The sequence below is a fragment of the Halopseudomonas laoshanensis genome (assembly GCF_008365385.1).
GTDB lineage: Bacteria > Pseudomonadota > Gammaproteobacteria > Pseudomonadales > Pseudomonadaceae > Halopseudomonas > Halopseudomonas laoshanensis.
Map to the genome: position 1 here is coordinate 1 of NZ_QOVF01000001.1, position 14,864 is coordinate 14,864.

Here is a 14,864-nt window from a genome sequence, read left to right on the forward strand (position 1 = left end):
CCCCTGTGTGTGGCCGTCAGAGCACAGGGATGTGCGATGACGAGCCCCATGGACGGCTTGGAGCGTGCCACGCACAGGGGCAGGGGCGCTGAAACCATGCACGCCGATCCAGAATCACAAGCCACAAGCCACAAGCTACATAGCCAGCCGCATAGACAGGTCCACAGCCTTGATGTCTTTGGTCAGCGTGCCAATGGAGATAAAGTCCACCCCGGTCTCGGCCACGCTGCGCAGGGTCTTTTCGGTAATGCCGCCGGATGCTTCGAGTGACGCACGGCCCGCCGTCTGTGCCACGGCTTCACGCATGTCATCGTGGCTCAGTTCGTCGAGCATGATGATGTCTGCTCCGGCAGAGAGAGCCTGCTGCATTTCATCCAGGCTTTCCACTTCCACTTCTACCGGCTTGCCCGGCGCCATTGAGCGTGCCTGAGCGATGGCCTCGGCGATGCCGCCACAGGCAGCGATATGATTCTCCTTGATCAGGAAAGCGTCAAACAGACCGATGCGATGGTTATGGCAGCCACCGCAGGTGACGGCGTATTTCTGTGCCATGCGCAGGCCGGGCAAGGTTTTGCGGGTGTCCAGCAGCCGCACTGACGTACCTTCCACCAACGATGCGAAGTATTGGCTGCGAGTGGCCGTGGCTGACAATGTCTGAATGAAATTCATGGCGCTGCGTTCGGCCGTAAGCAAGCCGCGGGCGGGGCCACTGAGCTTGCAGAATACCTGGTCGGGTTGCATCTGCTCGCCATCCTTGACCAGCCATTGGGCTGTGATCGCCGGATCCACCTGACGGAACACTTCATCGGCCCAGGCGGTGCCACACAGGGTAGCGGCTTCGCGGGTAAGGATAGTGGCGGTAGCCAGACGGTCTGCAGGGATCAGCGAAGCGGTAATATCACCAGAGCCAACATCTTCTGCCAGTGCTCGGCGCACATCGTCGATGATGGTCTGCTGCAGGGTGTCGAGGGTCAGGTTGGGCATACGGGCTCCGTCGCGGATCGGCATCAGCCGGCGAGTATACCCGATAAGAGAAGAAATACCCGCCCAGGGAGGGCGGGTATCACAGCGTTGGCTTAGTTGTTTTTCAACAGATTGGCCGGGTTGTTGAAGTAGTCCTTGGTCAGCTTGAAGACCACAGGGCTAAGCAACAAGAGTGCAACCAGGTTGGGAATCGCCATCATCGCATTCAGCGTATCGGCGACCAGCCACAGACTGCCCAGATCAATGATCGGCAGCGTGCCTAATGGGATGGCCAGGATCCAGAGTACCCGGAAAGGGATGTTGGATTTCTCGCCAAACAGGAACTGGGTGCATTTTTCACCGTAGAAGCTCCAGCCGATGATGGTGGTGAAAGCAAACACCGCCAGGCCGATACTGACAATATACTGACCCCATCCGCCCGGCAGGCCTTCATTGAACGCCAATGCAGACATGGACGCGCCATTCTCACCGCTCTGCCATGCGCCGGTAACCATAATCACCAGGCCGGTGATGGAGCAGATGATGATGGTGTCGATAAAGGTACCCAGCATCGCGACGGTACCCTGGCGGATCGGGTCCTTGGTTTGCGCGGCGGCGTGGGCGATAGGAGCGCTACCCAGGCCTGCTTCGTTGGAGAACACGCCGCGGGCGATACCAAAACGCATGGCCGCCCAGATGGTTGCGCCGGCAAAGCCGCCAGCGGCCGCGATCGGGTTGAACGCGTGGTAGAAGATCAGGCTGAAAGCTTCCGGCAGGCGATCAGCGTGCATGATCAGAATGATCAGGCCGCCACCCACGTAGAAAATCGCCATGATCGGCACCAGTTTGCCCGCCACGTCACCAATACGCTTGATGCCGCCAATCAGCACCAGTGCAACCAGCACGGCAATAACGATACCGGTTACCAGCGGCTGAATGCCGAAAGTGCTCTGCAGCGCATCGGCTACCGAATTGGACTGGATGGTATTACCGATACCAAACCCGGCGAGCATGCCGAAGATGGCGAAAAGTACACCCAGCCACTTCCATTTAATGCCCAAGCCATTCTTGATGTAATACATGGGGCCGCCAACATGATTGCCGTTGGCGTCTTTTTCGCGGTAATGAACGGCCAGCGTGGCTTCGCAGAACTTGGTGGCCATACCCACCAATGCGATAACCCACATCCAGAACAAAGCGCCCGGTCCACCGAAGAATACGGCGGTGGCAACGCCGGCAATGTTACCGGTCCCGACGGTGGCAGAAAGCGCCGTCATCAACGCGTTAAACGGGCTGATGTCACCTTCTTCGGTGCTTTTCCGGCCACGCCACAGCATCTTGAAGCCGTAGATGAGCTTGCGTTGCGGCGTCAGTTTAAGGCCCAGCGTGAGGTAGAGGCCTGTACCAGCCAGCAGTATCAGCATGGCTGGCCCCCACACCACGCCGTTAATGGCGCTGATTATTCCTATGAGTGATTCCATTTTATTCGGCTCTCCAGCGATTTGTTATAGTCTTGGTTTTTACGGCTGTTGGGTCTGGCGCAAATAGTGAGTCCCAAGATCAGGGTAAACCAGTATTGGCAATTCTGCCTTGATCGGGCTGCGACAGCATGGCGTTCTTGAGCGTTTCTGGCCTGTCTGGGATCGTCTAATTGTTACAGGAATGCGTCTAGGTAAGGATCTTGGCGCCCGATAAGAATGTGAACTTGGTCAAGGAATGAGCGCATAGGAATGTCGGGACGCTAAATGGCTGTATACTGATTTTAAAATTGACGCCATATTCATGACGTGCGGAAGGCAACATCACAGGATGTGAAAGGTGACAGCGTAAAGCCTTGGGAAATACTTTTGAGCTGAGTCCTGTTGGCGTTTTCAAGGCAGTGCCACACTGCCCGGGGAGTATGTATGGCCCGCGATCCTAAAATTGTTCCCATCACCTCCGCCGGTGACATCGGTGCGGGCGGCTTTGATCCGAACAGGCCGTCCAACCTTCCGTCTCCCTTGATGCCGGTGCGCAAGCAGGCGGTCGACTTTCTCAAGTTGAGCCTGACCACCCTGTTTGATAACGCCGATGACAGCCTGTTTGAAATGGCTGATCGTGCTGGTAGCAATAATGAACAAACGCTGTTTTTTGAAGCCATGCGAGCGGTGCGTCTGCAGCGGCACAAGATCACCAAGGATTGTTGCCATGGTTTGATGCGCGAGCTCGAAGCGCTCAATCAGGATGCCGACAAGCCTGTCATTACCTCCATTCATAACTTCGAACTCGACAGCTTGTCGTTGGTACAGCCAGATGAGCTGGAGGAAACGGTTGCGCTCGACAGCATGATTGGCCGTGCGGTAACGCGCAACAAGGCCTCGCTCTCGCATCTGTCAATTCGCTTTAACAGCCTGGTCAAGCGCCGGGTCGATGACCGTGATTTGCCTATCGGTCCAACCATGTTGTCGCAGGTTTTCGTCGAGGCGTTGTCCGAGATGGAGCTCGACATCAAGGTGCGGTTGATTATTTTCAAGCTGTTTGAGCGCTATGTGTTCAATCAGGTGGATGGATTTTATGATGAGGTCAATAAGCAGCTGATCCTTTCCGGCGTGTTGCCGGATCTGAAAAATACTGCGGGTCGTCAGGCTGCTGCACGCATGACGGGGTCAGCCCCTGTGGCGGGCCAGGCTTATCGTCAAGCAGAAGGCGGCCAGCAGGATTTCGCCGAGCATCAGCAAGTGCTCTCCATGTTCAGCGAGCTGATTGGCAACTGGCGCCACGCCAGCGGCGATGCGGCCTTATCTTCCATGGGTTCGCCATCTACCCAAACGCTGCGCAGTAACGAGTTGCTCGGCATGCTGGCTGACCTGTCGAGCCTGGATTTTGCCGATGACGCCAGTCAGCGGCTGGACATGCGCTCGCAGATCAATCAACTGCTGCGGCGCCAACGCGATCAGCATGGCCAATCCCGCTCACTGGAACGGGTGGATGATGACGTCATCAGCCTGGTTTCCATGTTGTTTGATTTCATCCTTGATGACCCCGAGTTGCCTGCTGCAGTCAAAGCGATGATTGGTCGTCTGCAGTTGCCTATCCTGCGCGTGGCCATCGCCGACAAGCGTTTCTTCAGCCAGTCCAGTCATCCAGCGCGGCGTCTACTCAATGAGTTGGCCCGCTCCACCATGGGCTGGAGTGACCAGGACGATTTGCGCCGCGATCAATTGCACGCACTGCTGGAAAGCATCGTGCAACGGCTGCTCGATCAGCCAGAGCCGGATCCCGAGCTATTTGCCTCCCTGCACACTGAGCTGGCGGGCTTCATCAACGTCGAGAAACGTCGCTCGGAACGATTGGAACAGCGCACCCGTGATGCCGAAGAGGGCAGAGCACGCATTGAGTCAGCGCGAACCCAGGTAGCCTTGAGCTTGAATGAGCTGCTGATGGGCAGGACGCTTCCGGTGTTCGCGGTGGATCTGTTGCGCGATACCTGGAGCCAGGTAATGCAGATGACCTGTCTGCGTGAGGGCCATGACTCTGCGGCCTGGCGTGAGGTCAAGCGGACTGCGGAACAGATGCTGGAAAGTATCGAGCCGCTGGGTGACAGCGCACCCGCTGCGCGGGAGGCGCTTAATGCGCGGGTCAGGCAGTCGATTGCTGACGGTTTGCAGTTGATCGGTTTGCGCGCGGAACAAGGCGCGCCTCTGCTGGTAAAAGTGCAGCAGCTGCAACAGTCGCGTTTGACGCCACCCACCCCTGCAGCGCAGCAAACTGCGCCCAGGGTCAGCGCAGCGCCGCAGCCTGAGTTGAATGAAGGTGAGCCCTTGATGGCCGCCGAGGCGCGGCCAGCGCCCTACGATGCCGGGAATGCCCAAGGTGACCATCAACCCGATACTGCGGAGCCGGTTGCCGATATTGCTTCAGTGAATTCTTCGCCGGAGCTGGAGCCATTGCCGGAGGTGCCCACCGTCCGAGTGGAGGCGCCAATTATGCCGGCTGAGGCTTTACCAACCGAGCCCGAGCTGGTTGGCGATCTGCCGGACATAAAAGCGGCTGCCTGGGTTGACGCGCTGCACACCGGGAGTTGGTTTGAATTGATGACCACCGTCGATGCGCCGGCGCAACGCTGCAAGCTGGCGGCTATCATCAGCTTCAGCGGCAAGTACATTTTCGTTAATCGTAGTGGCGTGAAAGTCGTCGAGTACAGTGCTACCAGCCTGGCTCAACAGTACGAGCAGGGGCTGGTGCGCTTGCTGGACGATAACCAGTTGTTTGACCGGGCGCTCGAATCGGTGATCGGCAATCTGCGTCGGCTTCAAGCCAGCAAAAACTGATTCAGCGAGGCTATTCCCCGCAGGGGTGGCCTGCTAGCATAGGGTCTTTCGCGAATCACGAGTCCTATGCAGATTAACGAGCACGATGGCTGGTGCAGTGAGGTCAACCACTGTCCTTCCCCGCATCACAACGACCGGCCCGTGGGCGAGGCGGTTTCGTTGTTGGTGATTCATAACATCAGCTTGCCGCCCGGCGAGTTTGGCGGCGGGCATGTACAGTCTTTCTTCCAGGGGCATCTCGACCCCACAGCGCATCCGTATTTCGCAGAAATCGCTCCGCTGAAAGTGTCCGCGCACTTTCTGATCGAGCGCGACGGTGTTGTCACCCAGTTTGTCTCGTGCTTCAAACGGGCCTGGCACGCCGGGCGCTCGCGTTACGCCGGGCGCGAGGAGTGCAATGACTATTCCATTGGTATCGAACTTGAAGGCACCGATGAGCTTCCCTACACCGCACGTCAGTACGATGCGCTGCAGGCCTTGACCAAGGTGCTGCAGCACGCTTTCCCTGCCATTACGCTTCACCGAATCACCGGCCATGAATTCATCGCGCCCGGACGCAAGACAGACCCGGGTCCGGCGTTTGACTGGCAGCGCTATCTTTGTAGCGTGATCGACGCACCCGGCGCGCCTGGGGGGAGACGAGTATGAATTTTCTGGTATTGCTGCTGGTCGCGCTGATCCTGAAATTTACCCCATGGCGCAAGGGTTTCCCGTTGGACTTGCTGGGTAACTGGGCGCGCCGAGTGGCCGCTGCGCCCGCCCGCCCGAAATGGCAAGCGCTGGGCATGTTGGCTCTGCCGCTTTTACTGGTCGGGTTGCTGCTCTGGCTGGTTGAAGGAATTGGCTATGGGGTGCTGACGCTGCTGGTGCATACCTTTGTGCTGCTGTTATGCGTCGGTCGCAATGATCCCTTGCAGGCGATGACGGCACAGTTCGAGCAGGCCTGGGAGCGCGGCGATCGGGAGGCGGCCAGCCTGGTTGCCGAGCGCGATATGAGCATTCGCGCCGAGAATTCTGTTGAGCTGCTTGTCAGTGTGCGTAAACGCGTAGTCTGGGAGGTCTGCGAGGGTTATCTGGTGCCGGCCTTCTGGTATCTGCTACTGGGTCCGCTCGGTGCTATGGCATATCGGATGCTGCAGCAGTTGAAAAAGCCGGCTGAGCATCCCCTGCGCGCCCTGGCGGTCTCGGTGGTCCATGCTCTGGAATGGCTGCCGGCGCGTTTGATGGTATTGAGTATGGCGCTGGTCGGGCATTTTGAACGCACGCTCGCGGCGCTCGGCGAGGTGCTGCGGAGTTGGGAGGTGTCCGCGGAGCAGGTGACGGGGCAGGGTGCAGAAGCCGCCCTGGACGCCCCGGATACCGAAGTAGAGCACCGGTCCGTGATGCCACCTTTACGCAGATTATTGCAGCGCTGTCTGTTCGTCTGGGCGGTGGCCATTGCTTTTCTCAGCGTGCTCGCCTGAGCGGACGTGCGGATTGGCTTAAAGAACTGCGAAGGTTTGCCGATAGAGTCACTGTGAGACAGTTACTGACGCGATTGGCGGTAGAATGCCAAAGCCCATTACTGGCTAATAAAAATAAATGTATCTGGGTCAGGTCTGCCTTGGCCGTTATGGCCCCGGTACGCGGTTGTGCATGAGGAGAGTCTTGAGTGAATAGTCTGATGGCTCCAGCCATAGCGTTGATGAACCGACTTGGTTACGGCATGAAATTCTGCCTGATCAGTGTGTTGTTTTTTATTCCCCTGGGGATTGTCAGCAGCATGTTGGTGCAGCAGGCTTATGACCGCGTGGAGCTGACCCAGCATGCCTTGGACAGCATGGCTTTGCTGCGCCAGAACACTGCGATTCTGCGCGATGCAGAAGCCTTGCGTGATCTGGACATGATCTACGTGCAGTTGGGCCAGGGCGAGTACGCCCAGGATCTGGAGCAGCGTACTCAAGTTCTGCGCAAGAGTGTGATCGATGGCCTCAACGGTTTGGCTCTTGATGCCGATGATCCTGAAGCCGCCGACCTGCTGGCCAAACGCGACGAGTTGGTTAACGTTTACCAGGGTATCGCTGGCGAATCCGTGCGCAACCGCGGCGCCATGTCTACTCAGGCGTTGGGCGAAGTCAGCTCATTGCTGAGCTTCAGCGCCGCCTATGCCGGGCTCCCTCAGGATTACGACCGCAATATCCGCCAGCTGAGCGATCTGCTGATCAATGTCACGCCGAACATCACCTCGTCACTGGGTAACGGACGCTCGGTGGGTGCTTATTCGATTGGCCTGGGTTATCTGAACTCCGACGCCAGCCGCGACATGGATGATCTGTTCGAAGCCATGCAGCGCCTGCGCAGTGACTATGAGCAGGTGCTTGCGCTGGTTCTGGCAGACAGCAGTCTGACGGGCCTGCAATCCTACTCCCAGGCCAGTCTTGAGAGTCTGGATGAAGCCATCCGCATCTTTGAAGATGACATTATCCTGGCCAACAGTCTGTCTGGAACCTGGTCGGACTATTTCGCTCAGCTCACCAGCGAAATCGACAAAACCTACGCGTTCAATCAGGAGATGCTTGACACCCTGGCCCAGGTGCTTGAGCAGCGTATGGCCGAGAATTTCCGCTCCATGATGGTGTTGATCGTATCGCTGTCGCTGGTCGGGCTGTTGATCATTTATCTGTACGCCGGCTTCTATATGGCCACGCGGCGCACGCTCAAGCGCTTGTCCGTGCTGATGGGCCAGGTGGCCGGTGGCGACATGACCGTGCAGGTCGAAGTTGATAGTCGTGATGAGCTGGGCGCATTGGCCAGTGAGTTCAACGACACCGTTGAGCGTATTCGCGAGCTGATACGTCAGGTCAGCCAGACAGCCGGTGAAGTGCACCAGCAATCCCAGCAGGTAGAAAGTATCTCCAGCGAAAGCAGTCATGCTGTTGCGTCCCAGCGCTCCCAGATCGAGCAAGTGGCCACGGCGATGAACGAAATGTCCGCGACCTCTCAGGAAGTGGCGCGCAGCGCTGCATTGGCAGTGACCAGCGCCGAACAGGTGAATACCGAGACGCTGAATGGTCGCAAGCTGGTGGAAAGCTCAGTGGAAGGTATTGGCAAGCTGGCTGGTGAGATCGAGAATTCGGTCAAGGTGATCAACAAGCTGGCAGATGACAGCAGCTCCATCAGCCGGGTACTGGAAGTGATCAAGGGCGTGGCCGAGCAGACCAATCTGCTGGCGCTGAATGCGGCTATCGAAGCCGCTCGCGCCGGGGAGCAGGGTCGTGGCTTTGCTGTGGTCGCCGACGAAGTGCGCACACTGGCGCGACGTACCCAGCAATCCACCGAAGAAATCGAGCAGATGATTGCCCGCTTGCAGGAAGGTGTCAGTGGTGCGGTCAAGGCCATGGGCGCGAGTCACGGCATGACGGGCTCGACCGTGGAGGCGTCGCTTAAGGTCCAGGAGGCCTTGGGTAACATCCTCAAGTCGGTAACGCAGATTGTTGACCAGAGTCAGCAGATCGCCGCAGCGGCTGAAGAGCAGACGGCCGTCAGCCATGATATTGACCACAATATTGTGCAGATCAACCAGACCGGTGAAAGAACCGCCGAAGGCGCCCGTCAGGCCGAGCAGTCAAGCAACCGTATGGGGCAACTGGTCAAGGATCTGCAGCACATCATCAGCGCATTCCGCGTGTAGCCCTGTACCGGTGCGATCCCCGCGCACCGGTGCTTTCATGCAGATGTAGTATTCACTCAGACGCTTCAGGTGCGGGCTTGGGCTTTGGCGCCCACAGCACCTCGGGGGTTTGCTCCTGGCGGGCAATTGTTCGAGCCATGACGAACAGCAAGTCCGACAGCCGATTCAAATAGATAGGTGCCTGCTCGTTGACGGCCTCATGGTTGGCCAGCGTCAGGTAGCGGCGCTCTGCTCGGCGGCAGACGCTGCGTGCCAGATGCGCGGCGGCAACGCAGCGTGAACCCCCAGGCAGAATAAAGTTTTTCAGTGGTTCGAGGTCGGCATTGAAATGGTCGATCAACTCTTCCAGCGCCAGCACATCTGCCGCATCAATGATTTCGTAGCCGGGCACAGCCAGTTCACCGCCCAGATCGAATAGCCGGTGCTGTATCGGCCCGAGTACTTCGCCGAGCGCGATCAGATGTTGGCCCAGCAGGTCCGCAATCAGCATTCCCAGTTGGCTATTGAGTTCATCCACGCTGCCCATGGCTTCAATACGCGGATGGTCCTTGCCGATGCGACGGCCATCGGCCAGGCCGGTGTCACCGTCGTCGCCGGTCCGGGTATAAAGTTTGCTCAAGCGGTAACCCATGATGGTCTGGTCTCGTTGCGGTAGAGGATAAAGACCCAAATGCTAGCGTGAATGAGCCTGGCGGCATAGCTCGCGCTCAGTCGGGGGGCAGGCCAAGCGTTGCCAGATGTGTTTTTAGCGCGCCATGTAGTTGATCCAGTACCGGCGTGACAAGGCCGGCTTGGCGCGCTACCTCGCAGGCGTAGCCGGTGATGTAGCTGATCTCGGTGCGCCTGCGCGCGTGGATGTCCTGGCGCATGGAGGAGCTGTTCGCTGCAGTTCGGGTGATGACCTGGTCAATGTATTTGCCGAGGTCTGCTCGCGTCCCGCCCGCACCCTGGCGTTCGAGCAGGCTGTGCAGTTCGTCGATCAAGCGAAGGAATTGCGCGCCGGCACGAGTTGGTACCTGGCCATTGTCGCAGTCATACAGCGCCGTGTATGGGTTGATCGCGCAGTTGACCGCCAGCTTTTGCCAGAGGACCGCGAGGATATCGGTTTGCCATTGCCAATTGATATTTTGCTGATCGATGTGTGCTAGCCACTGTGGGCAGTCAGCGCCACGGGGGTCACCGATCTGGGTCTGGCCCTGGCCGGCCCAGATAACATGCTGTGGGGCTGGCATCCAGGCACCGTCGGTTACGCTTGCATAGAGTACTTGTTGCTGCGCGAAAGCCCTCGAGGCCGCTTGCTGGCTGCCCATACCATTTTGCAGAAGGAGGATCGACGCGTTTTGCTGCAAGCGCTGCGTGACGCTTTGCAGCGCGCTCTGAGCAGAATAAGCCTTGGTTGCCAGAATCAAAATATCGATGGGTTCAGTGGGGTCGTCGGCCAGTTGCGCTTGCAGCGCAATGCGCCTGCGTTTACCTGCCTGTTCAAACAGAATACTGCTGCCCGCCGCCTTCCAGGCTCGCAGCGCTTGAGCATCACGCAGAATCAGCCGTACATCGGCGCCGGCCTCGGCAAGCCTGGCAGCCCAGAGCAATCCCAGGCTGCCACCGCCCAACACGTGCAACATGCTCAAGCCTCGGCTGCGGCCCAGCGTACTTCGGTAATCAAATTGGTTTCGTAAGCGCTGCCCAGCTCCGTTTCTACCGTGGCGAGCAGTTCTTCGGCGCTCGGCAGCGGTTGCTTGTTATCAACGGCACAAAGGGCCATGCCTGCGCGCACGCTGAGATAGCCTTCGCTGGTCTTGAACGCCTTGAGATTCAGCCCGTCGTGTAGCCGTTTGAAGCTGTTGGGTTTACAGTCCTGAGGGTCTTCAGCCAGGGTGACAATGGCAAAGTTGGCGTTACCTACACGCGCAATGACGTCGGTGGGGCGCACCAATTGCTGCAAGCGACGGGCAATCCCGCGCAGCAGTTCCTGCTGTACGCTTTCGCCCAACTTGCGACCCAGCTCTTCAAGATTCTGTACGCCGAGTAACAATACACAGCAGATCCCGCCTCGTGAGTCGACATTGCGCAGCACATCGTTCAGCCGTTGCAAGGCGTAGCGGCGGTTGCCAAGTGCAGTGAGGTTGTCTACCAGATTATGTTCTTCCAGCTGCGAATTGTTGTCCGCGAGCATGCGGTTTTCGTCGAGCAGGCGATTGATCAGCTGGGAAATCCGGTCAGCGGCGTAGATGCGCGGGAGCAGTTGTTCGTTCATCGCCGACTTGCTGATGAAGTCATCCACGCCGCGATCAAATGCCTCGCTCAATACGTTGTCCCCCTCGCGCGCGGTCAACAGCACCACATAGGTATAGTGGCCGCTCTGTTCGTCGGCCTGACGAATGCGTGTGGTCAACTGCAGCCCGTCCATTTCGGGCATCAGCCAGTCAGCCACCATGACGCTGGCCGGGCGTTCTTCATGCAATGCCAAGGCGTCCATGGCTGAATTGGCAAAGCGGATATCGGCATAACCAGCGCGCGTCAGGTTATGGCCTATTACCGCACTGCTGAACTTGGTGTCATCCACCACCATGATGCTCAGTTGCGGGTTGGGCATGGCAAGGCTCCAGGTCAGTTGATCAATTACGTTATAATGCCACGAGGATATACTGTTGTTTTGCAATGTATGTCATAAAAATGATGTTTATTTGAGGTATATACATGCCATCTTTTGACGTGGTCTCCGAACTAGACAAGCATGAAGTGACCAACGCGGTCGATAACGCGATGAAAGACCTTGAGCGCCGCTATGACTTGCGCGGCAAGGGTCATTTCGAGTTCAAAGACAAGGAACAGACGGTCCATATGACCGGCGATGCCGAGTTTCAACTGGAACAGATGCTTGAAATTCTCAAGCTCAGTCTGGTCAAGCGCAAGATAGATATCCAGTGTCTGGAAATCAAACCGGCCTTTGCATCAGGCAAGCAGGTCAAGCAGGATGTTGTATTGAAAGAAGGGATCGACAAAGAACTCGCGAAGAAGATCGTTTCTTTGATCAAGGATTCCAAGGCCAAGGTACAGGCCGCTATTCAGGGTGAGCAGGTGCGGGTAACCGGCAAGAAGCGTGATGATTTGCAGGAAGTCATGGCGGTATTACGTGGCGCTGAATTGGACATGCCTCTGCAGTTCAATAATTTTCGCGATTGATATACAAGAGGTTTAGCGGATGGATGATGTGATGGTGCAGTTGGAGGGATTGTCGGAAGCTTGGTTGCCTTTAGTATTGCAATACGGCAGTCAGGTGTTGTTGGCACTGGTGACCTTTGCCATTGGCTGGTGGGTTGTCGGGCGCATTACCTCCGGGGTTCATGTGCTGCTGGAAAAGCGCAATGTGGACCGCACCCTGCACAGCTTTATCGGCACTCTGGTAGGTGTCGGCCTGAAGATTCTGTTGTTGATCAGCGTTGCCGGCATGATCGGTATCGAAACCACCTCCTTCATCGCGTTGATCGGTGCGGCGGGTCTGGCAGTGGGCCTGGCGCTGCAGGGCAGCCTGGCCAACTTCGCGGGCGGCATGCTGATTCTTATCCTCAGGCCGTTCAAGGCCGGCGAGTATATCGAAGCCCAGGGCGTCGGCGGTACGGTGGACAGCATCCAGATCTTTTTCACCATACTCAAGACCGCTGATAACAAGACCATCGTGGTGCCCAACGGCAGCCTGTCCAATGGCAATATCATCAACTACTCGCGTCAGCCGACCCGCCGTGTGGATATCAATATCGGTATCGATTATGGCGATGATGTAAGACAAGCCAGACGCATTCTGCTTGGTCTGGCCGAGGCCGACGAGCGGGTGTTTACCGATCCGGCACCGGTGGTCTGGTTGACCGGTCTGGGTGAAAGCTCAGTCGATCTGTCGCTGCGCATGTGGACCAAGACTGATGACTTCTGGGGTGTATTCTGGGAGCTTCAGGAGCTGGCCAAGGAAGAGTTCGACAAGGCCGGTATTTCCATTCCTTTCCCCCAGCGTACGCTGCATATGGTGGCAGATCCGGCACCGCGGGAAACCGAGAAGCAACCCCAGGCCTAATACCCCGTAGGCAGTTTAAGAAAGCCCGGCATATGCCGGGCTTTTTCGTTTATACGTTGGATAACGCGGCGGATCAGTCGATACCCGGGCGCCGCAGGCGGTCCGGATGCGCCATGCGCAGTAGCATGAACGCCAGCGCAATGGCGGGCAGCCCGGTCAGTGCGGTCAGCATGAAAAAGCCGATCCAGCCTACGTTGGCGGCGAGCAAACCGGTAAAGCCCGCGGCGAACTGGCCGGGCAGGGTCATCAGTGAACTGAACAGCGCATACTGCGTAGCCGTATAGGCGGTATTGGTCAGGCTCGACAGGTAAGCAATGAACACCGAGATGGCCAATCCGCCGGTAATGTTGTCGGCGATGATGGCGACGATCAGGCCGTAGTCCTGCGGGCCGATGTAGGCCAGCCAGGCGAAGGCCAGGTTGGTGAGCGGCGCCATAAAGGCTGTAGCGAGCAGAATCGGCGCGATGCCGAAACGCGCGACCAGCACCCCGCCCATGGCAGCGCCAAACAAGGTCATACCGAGCCCGAAAGCCGCAGCAATATTGGCAATCTGTGCCTTGCTGAAGCCCAGATCCAGGTAGAAGGGGTTAGCCATCACGCCCATAAAGATGTCGCTGATGCGGAAGGTGGCAATAAACGCCAGAATAACCAGCGCTGCCTTGCCATAGCGCTGAAAGAACTCGGCGAAGGGGCAGACCATCGCGCCGATAAACCAGGCTGTCAGGCTCCGGCGCCATCCCGCGTGGCTGGTATGTGCCAGATACTGGCTGACGCGTTCTTCGAACAGCGCGGTGGAGTGGGTCACCTGCACCTTGGGTTCAGCGATCATAAAGGTGGTGATGAAACCCACCCCCATCAGTACCGCCATTACCGCGTAAGCGGTACTCCAGTTTTCCAGCGATGCCAGGTGCAGCGCGCCGGCCCCGGCGGCGAGAATGGCTACGCGGTAACCGGTCACGTAGGTAGCGGCCATCGCGCCTTGCCGGTGTTTGGCCTCGGCCTCGACGCGATAGGCGTCTATCGCCACATCCTGGGAAGCCGAACCAAAGGCGGCCAGCACCGCCCAGAGCGCTACCAAACCCAGATTTTCCCGGGGATCGGTAAAGGCCATGCCCAGCAGCGCGATAGCGATCACAACCTGCGCCAACAGCATCCAGGAGCGTCGACGCCCCAGCCAACGGCTCAGCAGCGGGATGGGTGCGCGGTCGATCAAGGGCGCCCAGAGCACCTTGATCGAATGCGCAATCCCCACCCAGCTCAAAAAGCCGATGGCGGTCAGCTCCACGCCCAGATCACGTAGCCAGGCACTGAAGGTGCCGCCTACCAGCAGCAACGGCAAGCCGGCTGAGAATCCCAGAAACAGCATGCCGATAACACGCGGGTTGAGATAGACGCGTAAACCTTCACGTTCGGACGCTTGAACCGGAGACTGGGATAGAGTCGACGAGGATGCCTGCTCGGCGGGCTGATTGTCGTTCATGCTGCTCCTGTAGGATTGGTCAATCCGGCCACCCGAACCTTTTCATGTCCACACGGCGATTATTGATGATGACACCTTCCGCCATCAGGCGTTGATATTGTTCCTGACCTGAGGGGCTGTCGGCGGAGAGCGACAATTGCCCGACGCTATTGAGAACCCGATGCCAAGGCAGCTCGGTGTCGGCCGGCAACTGACCGAGCCAGCGGCCGGCAAGCCGGGCGCCGCGTCCCATGCCCGCCAACTTCGCCAGTTGGCCATAGCTGGTCACTCTGCCAGGGGGGATGCTCGCCAGCACCTGCCAGAAAACCTCGCGTGTAGCGAGCTTGACCTCTGGTATTCGTTTCTCAGACATGGATAATGTCGCCTTTGTTG

At 58.0% G+C, this 14,864-nt stretch carries 13 protein-coding genes; 6 read left to right on the plus strand and 7 right to left on the minus strand.

Going from position 1 to position 14,864, the window contains the following annotated elements:
- Positions 1 to 135: 135 nt before the first annotated feature.
- Both nadC and DT594_RS00010 read right to left on the minus strand, forming a co-directional pair.
- On the minus strand, positions 136 to 984 hold the full coding sequence (gene nadC / locus DT594_RS00005; protein WP_149330813.1) for a carboxylating nicotinate-nucleotide diphosphorylase: 849 nt from the start codon (positions 982 to 984) through the stop codon (positions 136 to 138).
- A gap of 92 nt (positions 985 to 1,076) precedes the next feature.
- Positions 1,077 to 2,444, minus strand: a complete 1,368-nt coding sequence (locus DT594_RS00010) for an alanine/glycine:cation symporter family protein (RefSeq protein ID WP_149330814.1) — start codon at positions 2,442 to 2,444, stop codon at positions 1,077 to 1,079.
- Positions 2,445 to 2,867: 423 nt separating this feature from the next.
- On the opposite strand from DT594_RS00010, the gene DT594_RS00015 reads away from it, so the two are divergent.
- The 4 genes from DT594_RS00015 (at position 2,868) to DT594_RS00030 (ending at position 8,943) form a co-directional block, all read left to right on the plus strand.
- Positions 2,868 to 5,273 carry a DUF1631 domain-containing protein gene (locus tag DT594_RS00015; RefSeq protein ID WP_149330815.1) on the plus strand — a complete coding sequence of 802 codons (2,406 nt, stop codon included), beginning with the start codon at positions 2,868 to 2,870 and terminating at the stop codon, positions 5,271 to 5,273.
- A 66-nt stretch (positions 5,274 to 5,339) separates the two neighbouring features.
- On the plus strand, positions 5,340 to 5,921 hold the full coding sequence (gene ampD / locus DT594_RS00020) for a 1,6-anhydro-N-acetylmuramyl-L-alanine amidase AmpD (RefSeq protein ID WP_149330816.1): 582 nt from the start codon (positions 5,340 to 5,342) through the stop codon (positions 5,919 to 5,921).
- Positions 5,918 to 6,736 (plus strand): regulatory signaling modulator protein AmpE, encoded by an 819-nt coding sequence (gene ampE / locus DT594_RS00025; protein WP_149330817.1) that lies wholly within the window; start codon positions 5,918 to 5,920, stop codon positions 6,734 to 6,736. The genes ampD and ampE overlap by 4 nt, the downstream gene beginning before the upstream one ends.
- Positions 6,737 to 6,924: 188 nt before the next feature.
- Positions 6,925 to 8,943, plus strand: coding sequence for a methyl-accepting chemotaxis protein (locus DT594_RS00030; protein ID WP_149330818.1), 2,019 nt, complete (start codon positions 6,925 to 6,927; stop codon positions 8,941 to 8,943).
- 52 nt (positions 8,944 to 8,995) lie between these two features.
- Here DT594_RS00030 and DT594_RS00035 read toward each other — a convergent pair whose 3' ends face one another.
- The 3 genes from DT594_RS00035 to DT594_RS00045 form a co-directional block, all read right to left on the minus strand.
- Positions 8,996 to 9,574 carry a cob(I)yrinic acid a,c-diamide adenosyltransferase gene (locus DT594_RS00035; protein WP_149330819.1) on the minus strand — a complete coding sequence of 193 codons (579 nt, stop codon included), beginning with the start codon at positions 9,572 to 9,574 and terminating at the stop codon, positions 8,996 to 8,998.
- Positions 9,575 to 9,650: 76 nt separating this feature from the next.
- On the minus strand, positions 9,651 to 10,568 hold the full coding sequence (locus DT594_RS00040; protein WP_149330820.1) for a 2-dehydropantoate 2-reductase: 918 nt from the start codon (positions 10,566 to 10,568) through the stop codon (positions 9,651 to 9,653).
- Positions 10,569 to 10,570: 2 nt separating this feature from the next.
- A complete protein-coding gene (locus DT594_RS00045) occupies positions 10,571 to 11,539 on the minus strand; it encodes a response regulator (protein WP_149330821.1) in 969 nt (322 codons plus the stop codon).
- Between the two features lie 104 nt (positions 11,540 to 11,643).
- Here DT594_RS00045 and DT594_RS00050 point away from each other — a divergent pair, with 104 nt between their 5' ends.
- Together DT594_RS00050 and DT594_RS00055 are read left to right on the plus strand one after the other, a co-directional pair.
- Entirely contained in the window at positions 11,644 to 12,129 is a 486-nt protein-coding gene (locus tag DT594_RS00050; protein WP_096347456.1) for a YajQ family cyclic di-GMP-binding protein, read from the plus strand.
- Between the two features lie 19 nt (positions 12,130 to 12,148).
- Positions 12,149 to 13,012 (plus strand): mechanosensitive ion channel family protein, encoded by an 864-nt coding sequence (locus tag DT594_RS00055; protein ID WP_149330822.1) that lies wholly within the window; start codon positions 12,149 to 12,151, stop codon positions 13,010 to 13,012.
- Positions 13,013 to 13,085: 73 nt separating this feature from the next.
- Here DT594_RS00055 and DT594_RS00060 read toward each other — a convergent pair whose 3' ends face one another.
- Both DT594_RS00060 and DT594_RS00065 read right to left on the minus strand, forming a co-directional pair.
- Positions 13,086 to 14,492 carry an AmpG family muropeptide MFS transporter gene (locus tag DT594_RS00060; RefSeq protein WP_149330823.1) on the minus strand — a complete coding sequence of 469 codons (1,407 nt, stop codon included), beginning with the start codon at positions 14,490 to 14,492 and terminating at the stop codon, positions 13,086 to 13,088.
- A gap of 19 nt (positions 14,493 to 14,511) precedes the next feature.
- Positions 14,512 to 14,844, minus strand: coding sequence for an MGMT family protein (locus tag DT594_RS00065; RefSeq protein WP_096347458.1), 333 nt, complete (start codon positions 14,842 to 14,844; stop codon positions 14,512 to 14,514).
- Between the last annotated feature and the right edge of the window lie 20 nt (positions 14,845 to 14,864).